Genomic DNA, 22,717 nt, shown 5'->3' with positions numbered 1-22,717 from the left:
GGGGTGCCGACAGAGCGCAATGACCGATCGGGGTCGGCCCGCCGACCGAGGTCGTCCGAGACACATGACGCGGATCGGCCCGCTTCGCCCGCGGCGGGATGACGGGCCGCGGCGGACCTGGGCATGCTGGCGGCCGGACGGCGCGGGTCGCAAGGAGGTCGGATGCCGGGTCGAGGGTCGGCGACGCCCACGAAGAAGGGGGTCGGGTCGCCGCTCGTGGACTGGGCGCAGGTGGCCGCGTCCGCCCCCGACGCGTTGGCGGTCATCGACGCGGACGGGCGCTTCGCGCAGCTCAACGACGCCGCCGTCGCGCTGCTGCTGCCCGGCTCCGGCTGCCGGGACGCGGGCGAGCTCATCGGCGCGCCCGCGCCCTTCCCGCGCATCCCGGCCGGGCTCGCGGAGCAGGACCCGGGCGAGCGGGTGTCGGTCTGGACGCCGGCGGCGGCGGTGCGCCGGGAGTTCGCCTACCGGGTCCGTCCGCTGCCGTCCCCGCCGGGTGCCGCGGTCGTGGCGTTCCGCGACGTCACCGCGCAGCGCCACCAGGAGCGCCGCGTGGCGGCGATCGCCCGCACCTCGGCGACGCTCGCCTCGGCCCCGTCGATCACCGCGATGCTCGACGGGCTCGCCCACGAGGTGGTGCAGGCCGATGCGCTCGCCGCCGTGCAGATCTTCGCCTTCGACGGCGCGGGCCGGAACCTGCAGATCATGGGGTCGGCCGGGTTCCGCCGGTGGCCGGATTTCTTCGAGCGCCTCATGCGCTGCCGCGACCTCGGCGCGACGCTGCACATGCTCGACGCGCTCGACGGGCGCGAGCCGGTCGTGGTGCCCCACCGCTGGGCGATGATCGAAGGCGACCCCGCGTGGGAGCCGCTGCGGGACTACCTGAGCGAGCTGGAGTGGGACTCGTTCGCCAGCGTGCCGCTCACGGCCCGCGGCCGCGCGCAGGGCGTCATGAACGCCTTCTTCGCCCCCGGCCAGGACGTCGGCCCGGCCACGGTCGAGTTCCTGGTGGCGATGGCCGAGCAGGCCGCGGTGGCGATCGACTACGCCGCGCTGCTGCACAGCGAGCGGGAGCTGGCCCGCCGCGAGGAGCGCCAGCGGCTGGCCAGGGACCTGCACGACTCGATCGTCCAGCAGGTGTTCTCGGTCGGCATGCAGGCCAAGTCGCTGACGGTGCTGGGCGGGCGCGGCGAGGCGGTGCCCGCGGCCAACGTGCAGCGCATCGCGGGCGAGATCGAGCAGCTGTCCAAGACCGTGCTCGCCGACCTGCGGGCGATGGTGCACGAGCTGCGCCCGCCCGCGTCCCCCCAGCTCGGCCTGGGCGAGGCGGTACGGGCGCTCGTCGAGAGCACCGGCAACCGCACCGGCCTGCGGTTCGACCTCGAGGTGGGCGACGGGCTCGCCGACGTGGGCTCGGAGATCGCCGAGGACGCCTACCGCATCGTCGCCGAGGCCATCCACAACGTCGTCAAGCACGCCGAGGCCCGCACCGTCGCCGTCCGCGTCGGGGTGCGCGGGCGCGTGCTCACCGTGAGCGTCGCCGACGACGGGCGCGGCCTGCCCGCGCAGGACGCGGGTCGAAACGGCGGCTACGGCGTGACGAGCATGCGCGAACGCGCCGAGCGGTGGGGCGGCACGCTGCGGGTCCGGCAGCGGCCCACCGGGGGCACGTCCGTGCGGGCCGTCGTCCCGCTCCCCGTGTCGGTCCCGCACGACCGGCCCGAGAACCGAGGAGGAGATCCATGCTCGACGGCAGGGTAGCCGTGGTCACCGGCGCCGGGCGCGGCCTCGGCCGCGCCTACGCGAAGGCGCTGGCGGCCGCGGGCGCGTCCGTCGTGGTCAACGACATCGACGCCGACGTGGCCGAGGAGACGGTCGACGCGATCGAGAAGGCAGGCGGCGCCGCGGTCGCGGTCCCCGGCGCCGTGGGTGGCTCGGAGACGGCCGACGCGCTCGTCGCCCGCGCCGTGTCCGAGTTCGGCCGCCTCGACGTGATGATCACGAACGCGGGCGCGCTGCGGGACAAGACCCTGCGCAACACCACCGACGAGGACTTCGACCTCGTGGTGACCAGCCACCTGCGCGGCACGTTCACCTGCGGCCGCGCCGCCGCGGCGCGCTTCCGCGAGCAGGGCGAGGGCGGCCGCCTGATCCTGGTCGGCTCGCCCGCCGGACAGCGGGCGAGCTTCGGCCAGACCGCCTACTCCGCGTCCAAGGGCGCGATCGTGGCGATGATGCGCACCTGGGCCGTGGAGCTCGCGAAGATCGGCGTGACCGTGAACGCGATCATCCCGACCGCGCTGACCCGCATGGTGGCGACGATCCCCGGCCTCGGCGAGCTCGTGGCGGCGGCCGACCGCGGCGAACCGGTGCCGGAGCACATCCGCCGCCAGGGCCTGGGCACCCCGGACGACGTCGCGCCCCTCGTCGTCTACCTCGCCTCGGCCGAGTCGTCGGACGTCACCGGTCAGGCCATCGCCGTCGGCGGCGACCGCATCGCCCTGTGGACCCACCCCGACCAGGTCGCCGAACAGCTGCGGCCCGGCGGCTGGACGCCCGAGGCGGTGCGCGACGTGTTCGCCACCGAGCTCAAGGACCGGCTGCAGGACCACCTGCCTGCCCCGCTCGACCTGGGAGGGAACTGACATGGCTGCCGTCGTGGCCCACGGCGTCGAGGGCGTGAAGGCGCTGCCGCTCGGCCAGGAGCTGGGGCGCAGCGCCCCGTACGAGGTCACCCAGCGCGCGGTGGACCTGTTCGCCGACGCCACCGAGGACCACCAGTGGATCCACGTCGACCCCGAGCGCGCCAGGAGCGGCCCGTTCGGCGGGACCATCGCGCACGGGTACCTCACCCTGTCGTTGATCCCGCGGCTGCTGCCGGAGATCGTCGAGTTCACCGGGTTCGGCATGGTGGTCAACTACGGGTGCGAGCGGGTGCGGTTCCCCTCGCCGGTGCCGGTGGGCAGCAAGGTCACCGCCTCGGCCGCGCTGGACGCGGTCGCCGACGTGCCGGGCGGTGTGCAGGTCACCCTGACCGTCACGATCACGGTCGAGGGCGCGGCGAAGCCGGCGTGCGTGGCGACCATCCTCACCCGCCACCTGGTCTGACGCGATCGGGGTCTGACGCGATCGGGTCCGACGCACGATCGGTCGGCGTCATATGACGTACTCGGGCCGGTGACACAGCGCCGGGGCCGGACCGGTCAAGCGTGTGATTGCCGGTGGCGCGGCGGCGGCTAGCGTCGGTTGCGTGTTGGTCGGTCGATGGCGGGCCTCCCCGGCCCCTCCGGACCCGGTGGGCGCGCCGTGACCGCGCCGGCGCCGCTGCGGGTGCTCGTCGTCGACGACCATTCGGTCGTCCGGCGCGGCGTCGTCGCCTACCTCGACGTGCTCGACGACATCGAGGTGGCGGGCGAGGCCACCGACGGCAGGGACGCCCTCGACCGGCTCGCCGCGCTCGAGCGGGCCGAGGGTCTCCCGCACGTCGTGCTCATGGACCTGCAGATGCCCCGCATGGACGGGGTCACCGCCACCGCGGAGATCGCGCAGCGGTTCCCGTCGGTCCGTGTCGTGATCCTCACCAGCTTCGGTGAGAACGAGCGGGTGCACGCCGCGCTGCAGCACGGCGCGTCCGGCTACCTGCTCAAGGACGCGGGCGCGGCGGAGGTCGCCGCCGCGCTGTACGCCGCGGCCCGCGACGAGGTGTTCCTCGACGCCGCCGTCGCCCGGCGGCTCGCCCAGGACATCCGCAGCCCGCGGCACGGGCTGAGCGCGCTCACCGCGCGGGAGCGCGAGATCCTCACGCTCGTGGCCGAGGGCATGTCCAACAAGGAGATCGCGGCCACCCTCGTGATCAGCGAACGGACCGCGCGCACCCACGTGAGCAACGTGCTCGGCAAGCTGAACCTCGCCTCGCGCACGCAGGCCGCGCTCGTCGCCGTCCGGGAGGGCCTGGTCGAGCCGCGCTGAGCGGGCTCACTCGCAGGCGACGCCGTCCTTGTCGCGGTCGAGGGCGCCGCGGTAGCCCGGCTCGCCCGCGTAGAGCGGGGCGGCGCCGGCCGCGCGGGCCTCGGTGCAGTTCTTGAACGACCTCTTCGACGGCGCCTTCTTCGGCTCGGGCGCCTGCTGCGTGCGGGTCTCGGGCCGGCGGGTCCCCTGCTCGCGGGGCTCGGGCCGGGCCGGGGCGGCCGGCGCCGGCGCGGCCTGGGCGGGGGCGGGCTGGGCCAGGGGTTGGGGCGCGGCGGCGACGAACCGGCGGTCCGGGCAGAGGTTCACCTCGGCGGAGGTGACGACGGCCTCGGCGAGGGCGGCGCCCCACCGCGACGCGGCGAGCTCGTCGACGAGGCCCGCGTGGGTCACGCCCGGGACGCCGATCGAGCCGCAGATCGAGCGCCCGACCTCGAGCAGCTCACCGGTGGCGGCCACGGCGGCCGCGAACCGCTCGTCGGGCGTCGCCGCCACCGGCGCCGACGACGTCGTCGCAGCGGGTGTGGTGGTGGTCGGGGCGGTCGTCGGGACAGTGGAGGTGGCGGAGGAGGCGGCGGTGGCGGCGGGTTCGCCGGCGCCGACGATGCCGGCGAAGACGATGATCGCGACGAGGGATCCGAGGATCGAGAGTCCGACCTTGGCGGGCCTGGGCATGGGTGATCTCCATCTGGAACGGGCGGGGTTCCGCCGGGATCGGCGGCGCTCGGCTCGGCGGGGCGCCCCCCGCCGGACGGGTACGCCACACCCGCCCACCGGGGCAGCCCTCCGTCCGCTCGCGCGCCGTCACCGCCCTCGTGCCGACCTGGCGTGGGTCGACCGGAGGGCCGGGGCACTGCGCTGCTCGCGGCCCGTGGGGGGAGCCGCCTGTTGTTCGTCGGCAGCGCGGGCGCTGTTTCGAACCCACCGAGATCGGCGACCTTGGTCGCGTGGCGGCGGGACCGTGCTCCCGGTCGTTCGGGACCTTCGTCCCGCGCGGTGCGGGCCGCCCGGGCCTGGGCGGCTCAGCTCGGGTCAGTTCGGGGTCAGGGCGACCAGCAGGCCGGGGTGCTCGGTGTCGACGCGCAGCTCGATCGTGCGGGCGTCGGTCACCGCGAGCCCGGACGCCCCGACGACGTACTGCACCGCGCCGTCGTCGGCGCGCGTGGCACCCGGCGGCAGGCAGGCCTCCAGCCGGGGGTCGTCGCGCGCGAGGTTCAGGTCACCGGCCAGCACCACCGGCGGCGCTCCGTCGCGATCCCGCAGCCGGGCGACGACGACCTCGGACAGGTGGCGGCACTGGCCGGCCGCGACGTCGGGGTCGGTGTAGGCCAGGTGCGTCGTGCAGGCGGTGACGGCGGGCGTGCCGGCAGAGGTGCCACGAGCGTCCAGGCACAGCCAGGCCCGTTCCTCCGGGTCGTCAGGGTCCTGCACCGGGTAGATCCCCGCGTCCGGGGTGGAGCCGGGCGGCGGGCGCCACCGGGACACGATGCCGATGCCGAACCGCTCGCCGTTCGCGCACCGGTACGCCTCGCCCGTGGTGCGGTCGCGCGCGGGCTGGAACGCGGAGGTGGCCGTGCCGCCCGGCACCGCGCGGGCCATGGCCCGCTCGAGCGGGCGCACGTCGGCCTCGCAGATCTCGTTCACGGCGACCACGTCGGGCGCCTCGACGCGGATCACCCGGGCCGCCTCCTCGACCGAACGACCCGTGTAGCAGGCGGCGATGCCGCTGTTGCACAGGTTGAGCTGCAGCACCCGCACCGGCGCCGCCGGCACGGCCCTCATCGCCTGCGGGGCCGCCGCCGTGCCCGGCACGGTCACCCCGGCGCAGGCGGCGAGGAAGGCGGCGAGACCGGCCGCGAGACAGCACACGACCGCGGTCCGCCGCCACCGGTTGCCCGTCCACACGCTTGCGGACACGGCCCCCGCGGCCGCGCGGTTCACCGGCTACTGGAGCACCACCGTCTTCGTGCCGTTGAGCACGACGCGGTTCTCGGTGTGCCAGCGCACCGCGCGGGCCAGCGCGCGGCACTCGACCTCGCGGCCGCGCTCGGCGAACTCCTCGGCGCTCATCGTGTGGTCGACGCGCACGAGCTCCTGCTCGATGATCGGGCCCTCGTCGAGGTCGGTGGTGACGTAGTGGGCCGTGGCCCCGATGACCTTGACCCCGCGGGCGTGCGCCTGGTGGTACGGGCGGGCGCCCTTGAAGCTCGGCAGCGCCGAGTGGTGGATGTTGATCGCCCGGCCCTCGAGCTGTTTGCACAGCTCGTCGGACAGGATCTGCATGTAGCGGGCGAGCACCACCAGGTCGACGCGCTCGCGCTGGATGAGGTCGAGCAGCTCCGCCTCGGCCTGCGGTTTCGTCTCGGGCGTGACCGGGATGTGCCGGAACGGCACCCCGTAGTGCTCGGCCAGCCTGCCGAGGTCGGGGTGGTTGGACACCACGGCGACCACGTCGAGGTTGAGCTCGCCGATCGACGTGCGGAACAGCAGGTCGTTCAGGCAGTGGGCGAACCTGCTGACCATGATCAGCACCCGCTGGCGCTCGGCGGCGTCGGCCATCCGCCACGACATCGAGAACCTGCCCGAGACCTCGGTGAACTCGTCGCGGAGCCGCTCGACGTCGAGGGTGCCGCCGTCGGCGCGCGCGAACTTCACCCGCATGAAGAAGCTGCCGCTGTCGGGGTCTTCGAACTGCTGGCTCTCGCGGATCGTGCAGCCGTGCTCGACCAGGAACCCGGACACGGCGTGCACGATGCCGAGCGTGTCCGGGCACGACAGCGTGAGCACGCACTGCCGACCGGCCTCGGCCGTCACGCGCCCTCCAGCCGGGCGAGCCACTGCTTGCGCCACCGCTGCGTTCCCTCCAGCTCGTTGAACGTGAAGACGTGGAAGCCCGCCAGGTTGGTGTCGGGGCCCCCGAAGCTCGGGGTGAGCCGGCGGACGAGCCGGTTCGGGCTGTAGCCGCCGGGCAGGAAGAAGCGCCACAGCAGGTTCTGCTGCTTCTTGAGGAACCGGGCGGACTGGCCGAGGCCGATCCCCGCGGTGATGCGCACGAGCTTCTGCCGGCTGACCGCGCCGGGGATGCCGACGCGGACCGGCAGGTCCACGCCGCGGGACTTGATCGTGCGGGCCCAGTTCACCGTCGTGGCGGCGTCGAAGCAGAGCTGCGTGATCACCTGGGTGGCGTACGGCGCCTTGTCCTCGAGCGCCTTGGCGATCACGTCGTCGGGGATGTGGCCGTGACCCTCGGGGTAGCCGCCGATGCCGACGCCGTCGAACGGGTGCCCGATCTCGTCGAGGGCCCGCAGCAGGCTCAGCGCGTCGGGGAACGGCCCGGCCGGCTCGGCCGCGTCGCCGCCGATCACGAAGACGTTGCGCACCCCCGCCTCCCGCAGCTGGGCGAGCAGGTCGGTGAGGTGGGCCTCGTCGCGGACCAGCCGCGCGGCGAGGTGGGGCGCCGCCGAGTAGCCGTGCCGGGTCAGGCGCACGGCGAGGTCGACGGTGGGGCCGAGGCCCTTCGCCTCGGTCGTGGTGACGGTCAGCGGCACGTCCGGCGGGACGTGCTCGAGCACCGACGCCTCGGTCTTCTTGAACGGCAGGATCTCGTAGCTGGCGTTGCGCAGCGCGTGGGCGAGGGCCTGCTTCCGGTTGGCGGGAGCGGCGGCCGGCTGCTGCGCAGCCGGTCTGTTGCCGGTCCCGGCGCCGGTGTTGCCGGCGGCTGCGTCGTTGGTCTCGGTCGACATCTATCTCCCCCGGTAGGAGTCGCGGGCGAACTGCACGTACGGGACCGGGGCGACCGTCGCCCGGATCCGCCACTGCCGGTGCTCCTCGACCTGCGGCTTGGCCGAGTTGGGCTCCTCGCCCCACAGCACGGCGACCTCGGTGCCCGGCGCGCTGTGGGCGACGTCGACCGTCGCGAGCGACACCATGGCGCGTTCGTTCGCGATGTAGCCGCAGTCGAGGGAGACGCCCACCTGCTCGTCCCCGACGAGCACCTTGTCCTGCTGGTGGAGGGCGTAGCGCGCCTTCGGCAGCTCGAAGTGCTTCGCCCCGGGGCCGGGGGCGAACAGCGACCCGATCGCCGCCGCGACGTCCTCGGGGTGCCACAGGAGCGTGACCTTCCGCCGCGGCGGGGCCGCGGCCATCCGCTCGAGCGCGGCCCGGCCCACGAAGTCGTGGTCGAACCGGACGACGCGGTCGTAGCCGATGTCGTAGGGGGACAGGTAGTAGTCGGCGATGTCGGTCGAGTCGACGCTCCCGCCGAGCGACCCGACGGCCGTGGCCGGCAGCCACTCGCGGTAGGCCGAAAGCCGCGGGTCGTCGTCGAAGATCGCCGGCAGCGGGGCGGGCACCCAGCCGGACTCCAGGTTGGCCGTGGAGTAGGCCTTTGCGCCCGCGCGGACGAGTCCGTGGGCGGCGCCGGCCTCGAGCAGGGCGGCGAGCACGGCCTCGCCGTCCTCCCACGGGCCGAACAGCTCGAAACCCGGCTGGCCCGCCATGCCGTGGCGCAGGCCACGGACGCGCCTGCCCGCGATCGTGAACTCGGCCATGTGGAAGAACTTCGTGGGCGGCAACGGGCTCCCGGTGGCCGTCTCGATGACGGCGACGGCGGTGGGCCCCTGCAGCTCGTAGCGGTACAGCCGGGGCGGCCCGGAGCGGATGGCCGAGTTGTCGTCGCGCTCGGCGCTCGCCCGGTAGTCGCCCGTCTCGAGGTGGAACTGCACCCAGTCGACCACGAAGGGGTGCCCGACCAGGTCGAACAGGTCCTCCTCGAGGTGGAAGAGGATCGCGTCGCCGATCAGGTGGCCGCTGGGGCCGACGGCGACGAACTGCTTGGCCCGGTTCACGCCGAAGTTCGCGAACGTGTTCACGCCGAGGTCGGCGAGCAGCCGCAGCGCGTCCGGTCCCTGGATGAACAGGTCCGTCATGTGGTGCGACTGGTCGAGCAGGGCGCAGGTCGTGGCCCACGCCCGCTGCTCGGAGCGCCAGTTGGTGAACTCGGGCGCGATGGGGAAGATGTGCGCCGGCGTCGGGGCGTTCCGCAGCAGGTCGACCGGGTTCCCGACGCGAGCGATCGCGGCGGAGAGGGTCTCGGAGGGCACGTCTCGACGGTAGGAATCGGCCGCCCGGGCGCTCATCGCGCGGATGACGGCATCGAGGTGGCGGTCCGTCGGGCGCGAACCAGGACAGATGACGCTGGCCGGTGGCGCCGGGCGGCCCGCTCAGGCGGCGGCGCCGAACCAGCGGGGCAGCCGGTCGAGCAGGTCGTCCTGGTCGTCGCCGACCCACGCCACGTGGCCGTCCGGGCGCAGCAGCACGGCCGGCGCGTCCAGCTCGTCGCTGGTGTCGACGACGTGGTCGACGCGGTCGGCCCACCCGGCGACCGAGAGCCGGCCCGTCTGGTCGAGCAGCAGCCCGCGGCCGCGGTGCATCAGCGGGTAGAGGCGCCCCCGGGAGAGCGTGAGGTCGCGCATCCGCCTGCCGACCAGGTCGGGTTCCTCGCCGAGGTCGTAGCGGAGCCCGATCGCGGTGATCTTCTCGCTCAGGTGCCTGCTCACGTCCTCGAAGGCCACGAGTTCGGCCAGCAGCCGGCGCACCGCCTGAGCGCCCGGTCCGGGCGAGAGCAGCTCCCACTGCGCGCGGGTGTTGTCCAGCACCGCCGCGGCCACCGGGTGCCGTTCGGCGTGGTAGGTGTCGAGCAGGCCGGCGGGCGCCCAGCCGCGGACCTGCGCGGCGAGCTTCCACCCGAGGTTGAACGCGTCCTGGACGCCGAGGTTGAGCCCCTGCCCGCCTGCGGGCGGGTGGGTGTGCGCCGCGTCGCCCGCCAGCAGCACCCGGCCCACCCGGTAGCGCTCGGCCAGCCGGGTGCCGTCGCCGAACCGGGACAGCCACCGCGGTGCGCTATACGTTGAGAGTGGGAACGGTGCGGTGATTCGTTCCCGGGAAATTCGCCTCGAGTCGCGAGCGGCGTTCAGGCCGCCGGTGCGTCCTGCAGTCCGAGCAGGTCCTCCGCCGCGAACCCCACCGTCACCGCGTCCCCCGGCTGCCACGACGTGCCCGCGCCGCGGGGCTGCTCCGCCACCACCGCCGTGCCCGTCGGTTCGAGCTGCAGGTGGTAGCGCACGCTGTCGCCGAGGTAGACGCGACCGGTGACGGTCGCGTTCCGGCGTGCCGCGTCCTGCGGCGCGCCCTCCTCGGGCGGCGAGAGCCGCACCGCGGTCGGGCGGATCCCCACGTGGCCCACCGGGCCCCCGCTCGGCGCGGGCAGCTCCAGCCCGTCGTCGGTGCGGAAGCGCCCGTCGGCCACCTCACCGGCGAAGATGTTCTCCACCCCCATGAAGTCGGCCACGAACACGGTGCGGGGGCGCTCGAACACCTCCGCCGGGCTCCCGACCTGCTCCACCCGCCCGGCGTTCAGCACGGCGATGCGGTCGGAGATGGACAGGGCCTCCTGCTGGTCGTGGGTGACGAACAGGACCGCCTGCCCGAGGCGCTGCTGCAGGGCGCGCAGCTCGAGGCGGATCTCCTGGCGGAGCTTCGCGTCGAGGTTCGACAGCGGCTCGTCCATCAGCAGCACCCGCGGCCGCACCGCCACGGCGCGGGCGACGGCGACGCGCTGCTGCTGCCCGCCCGACAGCTGGCCGGGGTAGCGGTCGGCGAGCTCGGCGATGTCCATCAGCTCGAGCGCCGCCTGCACGCGCTCGGCCACCTCGGCGGCGGGCAGCTTGCGCGCCCGCAGCCCGTAGGCGACGTTGTCCCGCACGCGCAGGTGCGGGAAGAGCGCGTAGTTCTGGAACACGACGGCCGTGTCGCGCCGGTAGGGCGGCACCGTCGTGACGTCGGTGCCCGCGAGCAGCACCCGGCCGCTGTCGGCGGGCAGGAACCCCGCCACGACGTTCAAGGTGGTGGTCTTGCCGCACCCGCTGGGGCCGAGCAGGCTCACCAGCTCGCCCGCCTCGACGTCGACGCGGATGCCGTCCAGCACCGGTGTGGAGCCGAACGACTTGCTGACGTCGTCGATGGTCAGCGCGGTCATCCCTTGACGCCTCCGGACAGGACCTGGCCGAACCTGATGAACCGGTTGGAGACCGCGAGCAGCGTGCCCACCAGCAGGATCTGCACGGTGGACACGGCGGCGAGCGTCGGGTCCACGCGGAACTCGGCGTACTGCACCATCGCCACCGGCAGCGTGATCTGGCCGGGGGAGATGAGGAACAGGCTGATCTCCAGCTCGGCGAACGAGAAGATGAACGCGAACACGAACGCCCCGACCAGCGAGGGCCGAAGCAGCGGCAGCGTCACCCGCCACAGCGTCTGCCACGGGCCGCGGCCGAGGTCGAGCGACGCCCGCTCGACGTCCGTGCCGAGGCCCGCGAGGCCGGCGTGGACGAGCCGGAACGTCCACGGGAGCGTGATCGTGGTGTGGGCGAGCAGCAGGGCACCGAGCGTCGGCACCAGCCGGACCTGCAGCGCCCACGACAGCTGGTAGAGGTAGATGTAGATCGCGACGCCGCTCACGATCGCCGGGATCAGCAGCGGCAGCAGCAACCCGTTCTCCAGCAGGCCGCGCCACCGCAGCCGCGCGCGGGAGAGCCCGAGCGCCGCGAGCAGGCCGAGCGCCGTCGAGAGCACCGCCGTCGACACCGCGAGCACGAACGACAGCTGCAACCCGCCGAACAGCCCGCGCTCGCGGGACAGGCCCGTGAACCAGCGCAGCGAGTAGCCCGGCGGCGGGAACATGAGGAACTCGCTGTCGAACACCGACATCCAGACCACGAGCGCCACCGGCAGCAGCATGAAGCCGAAGACGAGCACGCCCACCGCGGTGAGCCAGCGGGGGAGGGTCATCGGGCCATCCGCCACCCCTCGAACTGACGGCGCAGCAGCGTGCCGTAGAGCGCCACCACCGCGAGGCTCACGACGAGCATGACCGCGGCCATGCAGGCGCCGAACGGCCAGTTGTTGTCCGACGAGATCGTGTCGTAGACGACGGGGGCGAGCATCGGCACCTGAGCGCCGCCGACCAGCCGCGGGGTGGCATAGGCGTTGATGCACAGCACGAACACGAGCGACGTGCCCGCCGCGATCCCCGGCACGATCTGCGGCAGCACGACCTGGCGGAACACCCGCAGCGGGCGGGCACCCAGGTCGAGCGCGGCGCGTTCGGTGTTCGGGTCCACCGCCTCGAGCGAGGCCTGCAACGTGAGCACCATCAGCGGCAGCACCACCGAGGTGATCGCCACCGTGACCGTGGTGGCGGTGCGCAGCAGCTCCACGGGAGTGTCGAGGATCCCGACCGCGGTGAGCACGGTGTTGACCACCCCCGAGTAGCCGAGGAGGGCGACCCAGCCGATCGAGCGCACGACGTTGCCGACGAGCAGCGGGAACACCGTGAGGATGATCAGCAACGCCTTCCTGCGGGGGCTCGCCTTGGTGATCAGGTAGGCCACCGGGAGCGCGAGCAGCAGCGCGAGCGCCGTGGCCGCCGCGGCGACCACCACCGTGCGGGTCAGCGCGCCGACGTGGAAGGGGCTCGTGAACAGCCGGGTGAAGTTCTCCACCGTGAACACCGGCTCCGAGAACGCCGTGCGCGACGGCCGCTCGAAGGCGAACCGCAGGAAGTACACCAGCGGCGCCACGAAGAACACCACCGTGATCACCGCGGCGGGCATCACCAGCAGCCTGCCGGTGCTGCGGTCGAACGTCATCGCCCGTGGACCACCGGGATCACTGGTTGATGAGCTGCTCGACGTACTGCTGGCGCCAGCGCTCGTTGTTCTGCGCGACGTAGCCGAGGTCGATCTGGTAGATCCGCTGCTCCTCCTCGGGGGTGAACCCGATCTCGGCGGTCAGCTCCGGCGACGGGTCGACGTCGGTGACCGTCGGCCAGTAGCCCATGTTCTCGGCGAACCGCAGCTGCGCCTCGGGGTCCAGCGCCGCGTCGAGGTAGGCGTGGGCGGCGTCCGGGTCGGGGGCGTTGGCCGGGATGCCGAGGGTGAACACGACCGGGAACGTGCCCTCCCGCGCCACGACCGACGCGAGCGGCGCCCCGGCCTGCCGCCACTGGTAGGCGCGCGCCTTCCAGTTGAAGGCGAGCCACACCTCGCCCGACATCAGCGCCTGGCCGAGCTGCTCCTGGGACTCGTAGACGCGCACGGTGCCCTTGCGCTCGAGCATCCGCTGCCAGCCCGCGTCCCAGTCGTTGCCCGGGTCGCCGCCCGCCTCCAGCGCCGCCGCCATGAAGTACTCGGTGGCCCACTGGATCGACATGATCCCGATGCGGCCGGCGTAGGCGGGGTCGAAGAACACCTCGTAGCTGGTGGGCGCCGGGTTCACGTGCTCGGTGTTGTAGATGATCACACCGGCGCTGTAGATGTGCGGCACCCACAGGTCGTTGCGGAAGTCCTCGCGGATGTCGGCGTAGTTGGACAGGCGCGCCGGGTCGATCCTCGCCAGCAGCGAGGCGTCGGCCATCTCCTGCGCCTGCTGGTCCGACAGCGCCGTGACGTCGATGGTGCCCGGCCCGCCGGTCTGGCCCTCCGTGCGCATCTTCGTCATGCGCGCGACCTGGTCGGCCACGTCGTAGACCACCGTGGGCGCGCCCTCGGTCCGGGCCAGCGCCGGCTCGACGAAGTCCTGCAGGAACTTCTGGTAGTCGCCGCCCCAGGTGCCGACGGTGACCGAGCCGGCCTCCCCGCCACCGCCCGCGCCGGGGTTCGGCGGCGGGGCCCCGCCGCAGGCCGCGAGCCCGAGCGCGGCGCCGGCGGCGCCGGAGAGCTTCAGGAACCGCCGGCGGGGGAGCTGCACCACGTCGACCTCCTCCTTGCTCCGGAAGGAGGCGATCATAGGCCGATCGGATCACCTAGTGTCAGCACGTGGCCGAAGAAGCTCCCCAGAACGAGAAACCAGAGCCCCCGACGGACGACCTGGTCACCACCTCGCACACGGTGCGCACCGCCGACGGCGAGCTGGCCTACACCGCGACGGCGGGCCGCATCGTCGTGCGGCGCGAGAAGCACGCCGACGACGGGACGTTCGACGGGCACGAGCCGCACGCCGAGGTGTTCCTGGTCGCCTACACCGTCGACGGCGCCGACCCGGGCACCCGGCCGGTCACGATCGCGTTCAACGGCGGGCCCGGCTCGTCGAGCGTGTGGCTGCACATGGGCCTGTTCGGGCCGCGCCGCGTCGTGATGGGGGACGCGGGCGCGCTCACCCCGCCGCCGTGGGGGCTCACCGACAACGCCGAGACCCTGCTCGCCCACTCCGACCTGGTGTTCATCGACCCCGTCTCCACCGGCTACTCGCGCGCCGTCGAGGGCGGCAAGCCCGCCGAGTTCCACGGGTTCACCGGCGACGTCGAGACGGTCGGCGAGGTCATCCGGCTGTGGATCACCCGCAACGAGCGGTGGCTGTCGCCGAAGTTCCTCGCGGGCGAGTCGTACGGCACGCTGCGGGCGGCGGCGCTCGCCCAGCACCTGCAGGACCGCTACGGCATGTACGTCAACGGCCTGATGCTGATCTCGAGCGTGCTCGACATGGGCACGATCCGGTTCACCGAGGGCAACGACCGGCCGTACCCGCTCTACCTGCCGACGTACGCCGCGATCGCCCACTACCACGGCCTGCACCCGGGCCGGACGCTCGACGAGGTGCTCGCCGACGCCACCGAGTTCGCCTCCCGCGAGTACCCGTGGGCGCTCGCCATGGGCAATCGGCTCCCCGCCGCCGACCTCGACCGGGTGGCCGCCCGGCTCGCGGCGCTGTCCGGGCTGGACGAGGGCTACGTGCGGCGGGTGCGCCTGCGGATCGAGCACCAGCGGTTCTTCCGCGAGCTGCTGCGCGAGCGCGGGCGCACGGTCGGGCGGATCGATGGCCGGTTCACCGGGTGGGAGCCCGACGACGGGGGAGAGGCGCCCAGCTACGACCCGTCGATCGCGGCGATCACCGGCCCGTACACGGCCGCGATCAACTCCCACGTGCGCACCACGCTCGGCTACGCCAACGACCTGCCCTACGAGATCCTCACCAGCCGCGTGCAGCCCTGGTCGTACAAGGAGTTCGAGGGCCGGCCGGTCTCGGTGGTGGGGAAGCTCTCGGCCGCGATGCGCGCCAACCCGCACCTGCGCGTGCACGTCGCGTGCGGCTACCACGACGGCGCCACGCCGTACTTCGCGGCCGAGCAGGTGCTCGCCCAGCTGCCGATCCCCGACGAGCTGCGCGACCGGATCGAGGTCCGCTACTACGAGGCCGGGCACATGATGTACGTCCACGAGCCGAGCCGGCTGCGGCAGTCGGCCGACCTCGCGGCGTTCGTCACCGCAGGGCGCTGAGGTCCATCACGTTCCGGTCGGGATCGGCCGGGTCGTGGAGCACCCGGACGTGGGTGCGGCCGAGCAGGCGGGGCCCCGGGTCCTCGCGCAGGCCGTCGCTGCTGGCGACGTGGGTGCGGCCGGTACGGGGGTCGTACCAGGTGGCGTGCACGACGTACGGGTGCCTGCCGTTGATCCGCGAGGTGAAGTCGACGCCCACGTCCGCGATCTCCGCCCAGACCTCGCGGCCCTCCTGCCGGAGCCAGGTGCGCCGCCGCGCGTCGCGGCGGCCCTTGACGAACAGCACGGACCCGAGCGGGGCGAACACGATGCCGATGCCGCCGACGATCAGCGCCGCGAGGTAGGCCGACCAGGTGGACGCGATCTGCGCGTCCGCCGGGTCGGCCGGGTCGTAGGCCACGGGGACGGTGTCGCCCTCGGCGTACGCGGGCGGGTTCGTACCGACGGAGCTCGAGAACGAGTACTGCCGCCCGCCGACGGTGTACTCCACGGTCGGGTACCACGCGGTGCTGCGGCGGCCGTCGGTGCTCGACGAGATCCGCTCGGTCACCGCGACCACGGTGCCGTCGGTCCGCTCCGCCGACGCGAGGAAGTTCGCGGTCGAGGCGGCGAGCGCGATCCCGACGCCGAGCAGCACCAGCCCGACCAGCCCGAAGATGCCCCCGACGAGCGTGAAGAGCCGGCCCCTGGTCATGGCAGCGATCATGCAGGAAACTCACCCGATGCCGCGCGTGCGGACGGGCGAATCGGTGGTAGCCCGAGTGGTACGGGTGCTGGAGGCGTTCACCTCCGACGAACGGGCGCTCACGGTCACCGAGATCGCCCGGCGCTCCGCCCTGCCCCTGGCCACGGCGTCGCGGCTGGTGGCCGAGCTCGCCGCGCACGGCCTGCTGGTGCGCAGCGGCGGGTCGGTCCGCGTCGGCGTGCGGATGTGGGAGCTGGCCCAGCGCGCCTCGCCCACCCTCTCGTTGCGCGAGGCGGCGATGCCGTTCCTCGAGGACCTGCACGCCGTGATCGGCCAGCACGTGCAGCTCGGCGTCCTCGACGGCGACGAGGTGCTGTTCGTGGAGCGGATGTCCGCGCCGAACGCGGTGATCAACTACACGCGCATCGCCGGGCGGCTGCCGCTGCACGCGTCCTCGTCCGGGCTCGTGCTGCTCGCCCACGCGCCGGTCGAGCAGCAGGAACGCGTGCTCGCCTCCCCGCTGCAGCGCCTCACCCCGCACACCCCCACCGAACCGCGGCAGGTGCGGGCGACGCTCGCCGACATCCGCGCCCGGGGCTACGCCCTGTGCCCGGGCTTCATCCACGTCGACGCCACCGGGGTGGCGGCGCCCGTGCGCGACGGCTCCGGGGCCGTGGTCGCGGCGATCGGCACCGTGGTGCCCAACGACGGCAACGCCTACGTCCACGTCCCGGCGCTGCTGGCGGCGGCCCGGGGGATCGGTCGCGGTCTCGTCTCTCATTGATTGAGAACGCCGTATCGCCCGGTTCCGGCGCCCGCCGATCCTGCCCGGCGTGAACGGTGCTGTGAACGGTGCTGTGAGCGGCGCTGCCGCGGCGAACGTCGTCTCGCTCGAGGTCGTCTCCAAACAACCCGTCGCCGAGGGCGTGGTCGCGCTGACGCTCGCCCGTCCGGACCGGCGCCGCCTGCCGGACTGGACGCCGGGCGCGCACATCGACCTCGTCCTGCCGAACGGGTGCACCCGCCAGTACTCGCTGTGCGGCGACCGCTTCGACGCCCACACCTACCGGATCGGCGTGCTGCGCGAGCCCGGCGGCCGCGGCGGCTCGGCGTACGTGCACGACGTGCTCGCGACCGGGGACCTGGTCGGCGTCGGCGGGCCGCGCAACAACTTCCCGCTCGTCCCGTCGGGGTCGTACCTGTTCGTGGCGGGCGGGATCGGCATCACCCCGCTGCTGCCGATGATCCACCAGGCCGCCCTCCTCGGCGCCGACTGGCGGCTGCTCTACGGCGGCCGCACCCGCGCGTCGATGGCGTTCCGCGAGGAGCTCGCCGCCTACCCCGACCGCGTGCAGCTCGTCCCGCAGGACGAGCACGGCCTGCTCGACCTCGCGGCGTTCCTCGGCGCGCCGCGCGAGGGCGTGAAGGTGTACTGCTGCGGCCCGGCGCCGTTGCTCGCGGCCGCGCAGCGGGCCTGCGCGGGGTGGCCGCCGTACACGCTGCACCTGGAGCGGTTCGTCGCGGCGGAGCGGGCCGCGCCCGCCCGCCCCGGTCCGTTCACCGTGGAGTTGGCCCGCGCCGGCGTGGTCGTCGACGTGCCGCCCGAGGCCTCGGTGCTCGACGCCGTGCGCGCCGCGGGGGTGGAGGTGCTGTCGTCCTGCCGGCAGGGGATCTGCGGCACCTGCGAGACGACCGTGCTCTCCGGCCGCCCCGACCACCGCGACGCGATCCTCGCCGACCACGAGCGCGCCGCGAACGACTGCATGTTCCCGTGCGTGTCGCGCTCCTGCGACGACCGGCTCGTGCTCGACCTGTAGGAGGTGCCGTGACCACCGTGCCCGCGACCACCGTGCCCGTGACCACCGTGCCCGCGACCGCCCCGCCCGGGGTGCCCGCCGTGGACGCCGACCCGTTCTCCCACGAGGTGCTCTCCGACCCGCTGCCGCTGCACGCGCGGCTGCGCGAGGCCGGGCCCGTCGCGTACCTCACCCGGTACGGCGTCTACGCGTTCGCCCGCTACGAGCAGGTGCACGCCGCCCTCACCAACTGGCAGGGCTTCGAGTCCGGGGCCGGGGTGGGCCTGACGAACTTCCGGTACGAGAAGCCGTGGCGCCCGCCCAGCCTGCTGCTCGAGGCCGACCCGCCGCGCCACGACGCCCCGCGGCGGGTGCTGTCGGCGATCCTGGGTGCGCGGGCGCTGCGCCGGCTGCGCGACGAGTGGGCGGCCGCGGCGGAGCAGCTCGTCGACGAGGTGCTCACCGGGGCCCGCACCGAGCTCGACGCCGTCCCGGCGCTCGCCGAGGCGTTCCCGCTGCGCGTGTTCCCGGACGCGGTCGGCCTGCCGCCCGAGGGGCGGGAGAACCTGCTGCCCTACGGCGACCACGCGTTCAACGCGTTCGGCCCGAACAACGACCTCGTCGCCAAGGGCGCGCCGCGGGTGGCGGAGCTGTCGGCGTGGGTGGCCTCCCGGTGCGCGCGGGAGGCCCTCGCACCGGGAGGGTTCGGCGCCCGGATCTGGGAGGCGGCCGACCGCGGCGAGATCACCCACGAGCAGGCGCCGCTCGTGGTCCGCTCGCTGCTCACCGCGGGCGTCGACACCACCGTCCACGCGCTGGGCGCCGTGCTGCACGCGCTGGCCACCCACCCGCGGCAGTGGGACCGGCTGCGGGAGGACCCCCGGCTCGCGCGGGTGGCCTTCGACGAGGCCGTGCGCTGGGAGTCGCCGGTGCAGACGTTCTTCCGCACCGCCACCACGGACGTCACCGTCGCCGACGGCGTCGTCGTCCCGGAGGGGTGCAAGATCCTCATGTTCCTGGCCGCGGCGAACCGCGACCCCCGGCGCTGGGCGGACCCCGACGCGTTCGACCTGTCCCGCGACCCGTCCGGGCACGTCGGGTTCGGCATGGGTATCCACCAGTGCGTCGGCCAGCACGTGGCGCGGCTCGAGGCGGAGGCCCTGCTCACCGCGCTCGCCCGCCGGGTGACCCGGATCGAGCCCGCCGGGCCGGGGCGACGCCACCACAACAACACCCTGCGCGCGTGGGCGTCGCTGCCGATGCGGCTGTCGGCCTGAGCCGGCGCGGTCCGGCTAGCTAGCGCAGCGGCGCCGTGCGGGCGCGCAGGAGCGCGCGCACGCCGACGACGACGTAGACGACCAGCAGCACGAACATGATCGTGCTGACCCAGACCGCGGCGGGCCGCTGCGCCGTGCCCGCGATCGCCTCGCCGATCTTGAGCGCGTTCATCGACGACCCCAGCGCCCCGAGCACGGCGATCACGAGCGCGACGATGATCGCCAGGCGCCGGCGCGACTCCGCGCGGGCGACCGCGGCGCAGACGAGCAGCGGAACCCCGACGAATGCGGGGATGAGGGCCGTGACGCTCACGGCCGAGGTGAGGACGTAGGCGCCGACGCCGAGGACGACGAGCGCGATGCCGAGAGCGGTGGTGAACCGGACCATCTCGACATTCTACGAGACGTCGAAACTCGGGTGGGCGGCGGCGCCGACCGGGGCGACGAGGGTCGCGCCGCGCCACCCGCGCAGCGAGTTGACCAGCGCGAGCCCCTCGGCCCGGCGCAGGTCGTCCGGGCGCAGGACCCGTTCGGCGAGCTCGCCGCGGGCGAGGAGGAGGCCGCGCCGCACCCCGGGCAGCACGCCGCAGTCCAGCGGGGGCGTCCACCACCGCCCGTCGAGCCGGACGGCGAGGTTCGCGGTGGTGGACTCGGTGACCTCGCCGCGCTCGTTGGTGAGCACCACGTCGTCGGCCTCGGGGTGGCGGGCCAGGCGGGAGGTGTAGGGCTCGCGCAGGCTCGTCTTGTGGTGCGGCCAGCACGCGGTCGAGTCGATCGGTTCCGGGTCGATCGCGAGGCGGACCGGGCCCGCCGGCGGCGGGGGGAGGTCCTCGACGTCGACGCCCACGGTGCCGTCGCGGTAGCAGCGCAGCCGGACCCGGGCATCCCCCGCCCCCGCGAGCCGCGCGGCGAGGGCGCCCCGGGCGGCGGCGGCGTCGAAGCGGAAGCCGAAGTAGTCCGCCGAGGCCGCGACCCGGGCGAGGTGGGCGTCGAGCGAGCGCAGCGCGCCGGCCTCGTGGCGCATGGTCTCCAGCAGGTGGAACTCGCGGGGGCGCTCCTCGAGCACCCGGGCCTTCGCGAGCAGCTCCGCGTACTCGGCCGCCGGCCGGGAGCTCCAGGTGATCCCGCCGCCGGTGCCGTAGGTGGCGGTGCCGTCGGCGCGGTCGAGGAGCACCGTGCGGATCGCCACGGAGAACCGGGCCCGCATCGGCGCGCCCGGCGGGGCGACCAGCCCGACCGCGCCGCAGTACACCCCGCGGGGCGCGGCCTCGAGGTCGCGGATCAGCTCCATCGTGCGGGGCTTCGGGGCACCGGTGACCGACCCGCAGGGGAACAGGGCGCGGAAGACGTCGGCGATCCCGACCCCGGGGCGCAGCCGCGCGGTGACGTCCGAGGTCAGCTGGTGCACGGTCGCGAACCGTTCGGCGTGCAGCAGGCGCGGCACGCGCACGCTGCCGGTCGCCGCGACGCGGGCCAGGTCGTTGCGCACGAGGTCGACGATCATGACGTTCTCGGCGCGCTCCTTGGGGCTGGAGCGCAGCCGGGCGACGATCCGCTCGTCCTCGGCGACGGTGCGGCCGCGGGCGGCGGTGCCCTTCATCGGGCGCATGAGGATGCGCTCGCCCGCCAGCTCGAAGAACAGCTCGGGGCTCGCGCTCGCCACGACGAACCGCCCGGTGTCGAGGTAGGCGTTGTAGGCGCCGCGCTGGCCGAGCGCGAGGTCCCGGTACAGCTGCTCGGGGTCGCCGTCGAACGTGGCCGCGAGCCGGGTGGTGAGGTTGCACTGGTAGGTCTCGCCCGCGGCGATCCGCGACCGCACCTCCTCGACGACGGCGCGGTGCGTGCGCTCGTCCCACGCCGCCGACCACGCCCCGCCCGCCCGTCGCCCCGGACCGGGGCGCAGCGGGTCGGCGTCCCGCGGCGCCGCGGCGAGGCCGAACCACGCCGGCGGCAGCCCGTCGACCGGCTCCCGGGTGGCGAGGACCGGATCGAGACCGGGCGCTGCCTCGTAGGCGACGAACCCGAACGCCCACGCGCCCGCGGCGGTGCGTCGCTCCACCTCGTCGAGCACGGCCGGCACCTCCCCGGGCTCGCGCGCCGCGAGCACCTGCTCGGCGGCGGGGAAGCGGATCGCCGAGCCCGCGACCAGGTCGTCGAACCGTGCGTGCACCAGCGAATCCTCCCCGCTCGCCGCGCGGGGCGGATCGGCGGTCCGGGCGGTCCGGGCTGCGCCATCCGTCGCGGCCGGTCCCGCCCCCTGGTGTGTGGACCCCTTCCTCCGTATCGTGGATCCACTTCGCCCGGTCCAGGATGCACAGGGGTTGCGGATGCTGAAGCAGGCGGACAACGAACGGGTCACGCGGTCCGGGCCGGGGACGCCGCTGGGGCGGCTGATGCGCGCGTACTGGCAGCCCGCGGCGCTGGTGTCGGAGATGCCCGACGACCGGCCGGTCAAGGCGGTGCGGCTGCTCGGCGAGGACCTCGTGCTGTTCCGCCGCGACGGCGGGTGGAGCCTCGTCGGCCGCTACTGCGCCCACCGGGGCGTCGACCTGTCCTTCGGGCGGCTGGAGGACGGCGGCCTGCGCTGCCTCTACCACGGCTGGCTCTACGGCCCCGACGGGCGCTGCCTCGAGCAGCCCGCCGAGCCGGAGCACTCGACGTTCGCCTCCCGGGTGCGCATCCCGAGCTACCCCTGCGAGGAGCGCAACGGGATCGTGTTCGCCTACCTCGGCGAGGGCGACCCGCCCCCGTTCCCCGACTACGACTGCTTCACCGCGCCCGAGGCGTACACGTTCGCGTTCAAGGGGCTCTGGGAGTGCAACTGGCTGCAGGGCCTCGAGGGTGGGATCGACCCGAGCCACGTGTCGTTCCTGCACCGGTTCGTGGGCGAGGACCCGCGTGAGGTGTACGGCCAGCAGTTCAGCGAGGTCGTCGAGGGGACCGACAAGAAGCTCTCGCAGCTCGTCGCCGAGAACCACCGGCCCGACATCGAGGTGGAGCCCGCCGAGCACGGCCTGCGGGTCTACGCGGTCCGCCGGCTCACCGAACGGCTCAACCACGTCCGGGTCACCAACCTGGTGTTCCCCAACGCCTTCGTCGTGCCGTTCGGCAACGACCGCGTCTTCTGCCAGTGGCACGTGCCGGTCGACGACGAGAACCACTACTGGTACATGATCTTCTACGACTTCGCGGAGGAGACCGACAAGGAGACGCTGCTCGCCCAGCGGCTCTCCGAGGTCTCGCTCCCGGACTACCGGCCGCTGCGCAACCGCTCCAACAACTGGGGCTTCGACCCGGTCGAGCAGCGCGAGCTCACCTACACCGGCATGGGGCTCGACATCAACGTCCACGACCAGTGGGCCGTGGAGAGCATGGGCCGCATCCAGGACCGCACGGTGGAGCGGCTCGGCGTCTCCGACCGGGCGATCACCGCGTACCGCCGGATGCTGCTGCGGTCGATCGACGCGTTCGCGGCGGGCCGCCCCACGCCCGGCCGCCCCGTCGACGCGGCCGCCGCCCGCGCGCTCACCGGCCCGCTCGCCGTCGACACGATCGCGCCGAGCGACGACTGGGAACGGGCGTGGCGGGAGCGCGAACAGCGGCGGCGCGCGCGATCGCCGTGGGCTGCGGCCCGCTCGGTGCAGGCAGCCGATGCGTAGC

At 74.1% G+C, this 22,717-nt stretch carries 21 protein-coding genes and 1 pseudogene; 9 read left to right on the top strand and 13 right to left on the bottom strand.

Translation table 11 applies throughout. The annotated features are described in order from the left end of the window. Positions 1-162 precede the first annotated feature (162 nt). The 4 genes from VKZ81_RS01265 (at position 163) to VKZ81_RS01250 (ending at position 3,969) form a co-directional block, all read left to right on the top strand. Positions 163-1,761 carry a histidine kinase gene (locus VKZ81_RS01265; RefSeq protein WP_324239489.1) on the top strand — a complete coding sequence of 533 codons (1,599 nt, stop codon included), beginning with the start codon at positions 163-165 and terminating at the stop codon, positions 1,759-1,761. Then, complete coding sequence (locus tag VKZ81_RS01260) at positions 1,743-2,645, top strand: SDR family NAD(P)-dependent oxidoreductase (RefSeq protein WP_324239488.1); 903 nt, start codon at positions 1,743-1,745, stop codon at positions 2,643-2,645. The genes VKZ81_RS01265 and VKZ81_RS01260 overlap by 19 nt, the downstream gene beginning before the upstream one ends. 1 nt (position 2,646) lies before the next feature. After that, positions 2,647-3,108 (top strand): MaoC family dehydratase, encoded by a 462-nt coding sequence (locus VKZ81_RS01255; protein WP_324239487.1) that lies wholly within the window; start codon positions 2,647-2,649, stop codon positions 3,106-3,108. Between the two features lie 198 nt (positions 3,109-3,306). Beyond that, positions 3,307-3,969: a response regulator transcription factor gene (locus tag VKZ81_RS01250; protein ID WP_324239486.1), complete on the top strand. Its 663-nt coding sequence runs from the start codon at positions 3,307-3,309 to the stop codon at positions 3,967-3,969. A 6-nt stretch (positions 3,970-3,975) separates the two neighbouring features. Here the strand turns inward: VKZ81_RS01250 and VKZ81_RS01245 are convergent, their stop codons facing one another. The 10 genes and pseudogenes from VKZ81_RS01245 to VKZ81_RS01200 all read right to left on the bottom strand — a co-directional run bounded on the left by VKZ81_RS01245 (position 3,976) and on the right by VKZ81_RS01200 (position 13,812). After that, positions 3,976-4,641: an excalibur calcium-binding domain-containing protein gene (locus tag VKZ81_RS01245; RefSeq protein WP_324239485.1), complete on the bottom strand. Its 666-nt coding sequence runs from the start codon at positions 4,639-4,641 to the stop codon at positions 3,976-3,978. A 357-nt stretch (positions 4,642-4,998) separates the two neighbouring features. Next, positions 4,999-5,883 (bottom strand): endonuclease/exonuclease/phosphatase family protein, encoded by an 885-nt coding sequence (locus tag VKZ81_RS01240; protein WP_324239484.1) that lies wholly within the window; start codon positions 5,881-5,883, stop codon positions 4,999-5,001. A gap of 27 nt (positions 5,884-5,910) precedes the next feature. Beyond that, the gene (gene purU, locus VKZ81_RS01235; protein ID WP_324239483.1) at positions 5,911-6,780 is read right to left on the bottom strand and encodes a formyltetrahydrofolate deformylase; all 870 of its coding nucleotides are present in this window, start codon (positions 6,778-6,780) and stop codon (positions 5,911-5,913) included. Continuing rightward, positions 6,777-7,709 (bottom strand): methylenetetrahydrofolate reductase, encoded by a 933-nt coding sequence (locus VKZ81_RS01230; RefSeq protein ID WP_324239482.1) that lies wholly within the window; start codon positions 7,707-7,709, stop codon positions 6,777-6,779. Before VKZ81_RS01230 ends, purU begins: the two co-directional genes overlap by 4 nt. Next, complete coding sequence (locus VKZ81_RS01225; protein WP_324239481.1) at positions 7,710-9,068, bottom strand: aminomethyl transferase family protein; 1,359 nt, start codon at positions 9,066-9,068, stop codon at positions 7,710-7,712. It abuts the gene before it with no gap. Between the two features lie 120 nt (positions 9,069-9,188). Beyond that, a pseudogene (locus VKZ81_RS01220) lies at positions 9,189-9,866 on the bottom strand (FAD-dependent monooxygenase); the annotation flags it as partial. Positions 9,867-9,937: 71 nt separating this feature from the next. After that, a complete protein-coding gene (locus VKZ81_RS01215; RefSeq protein WP_324239480.1) occupies positions 9,938-11,002 on the bottom strand; it encodes an ABC transporter ATP-binding protein in 1,065 nt (354 codons plus the stop codon). Next, the gene (locus tag VKZ81_RS01210) at positions 10,999-11,814 is read right to left on the bottom strand and encodes an ABC transporter permease (RefSeq protein ID WP_324239479.1); all 816 of its coding nucleotides are present in this window, start codon (positions 11,812-11,814) and stop codon (positions 10,999-11,001) included. Before VKZ81_RS01210 ends, VKZ81_RS01215 begins: the two co-directional genes overlap by 4 nt. Then, on the bottom strand, positions 11,811-12,674 hold the full coding sequence (locus tag VKZ81_RS01205; RefSeq protein WP_324239478.1) for an ABC transporter permease: 864 nt from the start codon (positions 12,672-12,674) through the stop codon (positions 11,811-11,813). The genes VKZ81_RS01210 and VKZ81_RS01205 overlap by 4 nt, the downstream gene beginning before the upstream one ends. Positions 12,675-12,693: 19 nt before the next feature. Further along, positions 12,694-13,812, bottom strand: coding sequence for an ABC transporter substrate-binding protein (locus VKZ81_RS01200; protein ID WP_324239477.1), 1,119 nt, complete (start codon positions 13,810-13,812; stop codon positions 12,694-12,696). A 29-nt stretch (positions 13,813-13,841) separates the two neighbouring features. Between VKZ81_RS01200 and VKZ81_RS01195 the strand changes: the two genes are divergently transcribed. Next, positions 13,842-15,299: a S10 family peptidase gene (locus VKZ81_RS01195; RefSeq protein WP_324239476.1), complete on the top strand. Its 1,458-nt coding sequence runs from the start codon at positions 13,842-13,844 to the stop codon at positions 15,297-15,299. Here the strand turns inward: VKZ81_RS01195 and VKZ81_RS01190 are convergent. Beyond that, positions 15,283-15,993 (bottom strand): DUF3592 domain-containing protein, encoded by a 711-nt coding sequence (locus tag VKZ81_RS01190; protein WP_324239475.1) that lies wholly within the window; start codon positions 15,991-15,993, stop codon positions 15,283-15,285. The genes VKZ81_RS01195 and VKZ81_RS01190 overlap by 17 nt on opposite strands. A 28-nt stretch (positions 15,994-16,021) precedes the next feature. Between VKZ81_RS01190 and VKZ81_RS01185 the strand changes: the two genes are divergently transcribed. The 3 genes from VKZ81_RS01185 to VKZ81_RS01175 are packed head-to-tail and all read left to right on the top strand — an operon-like array spanning position 16,022 to position 19,057. Then, positions 16,022-16,768, top strand: coding sequence for an IclR family transcriptional regulator (locus VKZ81_RS01185; protein WP_324239474.1), 747 nt, complete (start codon positions 16,022-16,024; stop codon positions 16,766-16,768). 49 nt (positions 16,769-16,817) lie between these two features. Further along, positions 16,818-17,801, top strand: coding sequence for a PDR/VanB family oxidoreductase (locus VKZ81_RS01180; protein ID WP_324239473.1), 984 nt, complete (start codon positions 16,818-16,820; stop codon positions 17,799-17,801). Positions 17,802-17,833: 32 nt separating this feature from the next. After that, a complete protein-coding gene (locus VKZ81_RS01175; protein ID WP_414709315.1) occupies positions 17,834-19,057 on the top strand; it encodes a cytochrome P450 in 1,224 nt (407 codons plus the stop codon). A 19-nt stretch (positions 19,058-19,076) separates the two neighbouring features. Here VKZ81_RS01175 and VKZ81_RS01170 read toward each other — a convergent pair whose 3' ends face one another. Next, positions 19,077-19,445 carry a hypothetical protein gene (locus VKZ81_RS01170; protein WP_324239472.1) on the bottom strand — a complete coding sequence of 123 codons (369 nt, stop codon included), beginning with the start codon at positions 19,443-19,445 and terminating at the stop codon, positions 19,077-19,079. A gap of 9 nt (positions 19,446-19,454) precedes the next feature. After that, the gene (gene pabB, locus VKZ81_RS01165; RefSeq protein ID WP_324239471.1) at positions 19,455-21,227 is read right to left on the bottom strand and encodes an aminodeoxychorismate synthase component I; all 1,773 of its coding nucleotides are present in this window, start codon (positions 21,225-21,227) and stop codon (positions 19,455-19,457) included. Positions 21,228-21,384: 157 nt separating this feature from the next. Here pabB and VKZ81_RS01160 point away from each other — a divergent pair, with 157 nt between their 5' ends. Beyond that, positions 21,385-22,716, top strand: a complete 1,332-nt coding sequence (locus VKZ81_RS01160) for a Rieske 2Fe-2S domain-containing protein (protein WP_324239470.1) — start codon at positions 21,385-21,387, stop codon at positions 22,714-22,716. Position 22,717 lies beyond the last annotated feature (1 nt).

Origin of the sequence: Pseudonocardia sp. (genome assembly GCF_035305885.1) — a bacterium.
GTDB lineage: Bacteria > Actinomycetota > Actinomycetes > Mycobacteriales > Pseudonocardiaceae > Pseudonocardia.
The sequence above is the reverse complement of the archived record's forward strand: the minus strand, read 5'-3'. Positions and strand labels throughout refer to the sequence as shown.

Bases quoted from the DNA above. Each gene is read 5' to 3' on its own strand.
- VKZ81_RS01205 (WP_324239478.1), bottom strand. From the start codon at position 12,674: ATGACGTTCGACCGCAGCACCGGCAGGCTGCTGGTGATGCCCGCCGCG.
- VKZ81_RS01210 (WP_324239479.1), bottom strand. From the start codon at position 11,814: ATGACCCTCCCCCGCTGGCTCACCGCGGTGGGCGTGCTCGTCTTCGGC.
- VKZ81_RS01170 (WP_324239472.1), bottom strand. From the start codon at position 19,445: ATGGTCCGGTTCACCACCGCTCTCGGCATCGCGCTCGTCGTCCTCGGC.
- VKZ81_RS01265 (WP_324239489.1), top strand. From the start codon at position 163: ATGCCGGGTCGAGGGTCGGCGACGCCCACGAAGAAGGGGGTCGGGTCG.
- VKZ81_RS01200 (WP_324239477.1), bottom strand. From the start codon at position 13,812: ATGATCGCCTCCTTCCGGAGCAAGGAGGAGGTCGACGTGGTGCAGCTC.
- VKZ81_RS01190 (WP_324239475.1), bottom strand. From the start codon at position 15,993: ATGACCAGGGGCCGGCTCTTCACGCTCGTCGGGGGCATCTTCGGGCTG.
- VKZ81_RS01160 (WP_324239470.1), top strand. From the start codon at position 21,385: ATGCTGAAGCAGGCGGACAACGAACGGGTCACGCGGTCCGGGCCGGGG.
- VKZ81_RS01255 (WP_324239487.1), top strand. From the start codon at position 2,647: ATGGCTGCCGTCGTGGCCCACGGCGTCGAGGGCGTGAAGGCGCTGCCG.
- VKZ81_RS01185 (WP_324239474.1), top strand. From the start codon at position 16,022: ATGCCGCGCGTGCGGACGGGCGAATCGGTGGTAGCCCGAGTGGTACGG.
- VKZ81_RS01260 (WP_324239488.1), top strand. From the start codon at position 1,743: ATGCTCGACGGCAGGGTAGCCGTGGTCACCGGCGCCGGGCGCGGCCTC.
- VKZ81_RS01215 (WP_324239480.1), bottom strand. From the start codon at position 11,002: ATGACCGCGCTGACCATCGACGACGTCAGCAAGTCGTTCGGCTCCACA.
- VKZ81_RS01230 (WP_324239482.1), bottom strand. From the start codon at position 7,709: ATGTCGACCGAGACCAACGACGCAGCCGCCGGCAACACCGGCGCCGGG.
- VKZ81_RS01245 (WP_324239485.1), bottom strand. From the start codon at position 4,641: ATGCCCAGGCCCGCCAAGGTCGGACTCTCGATCCTCGGATCCCTCGTC.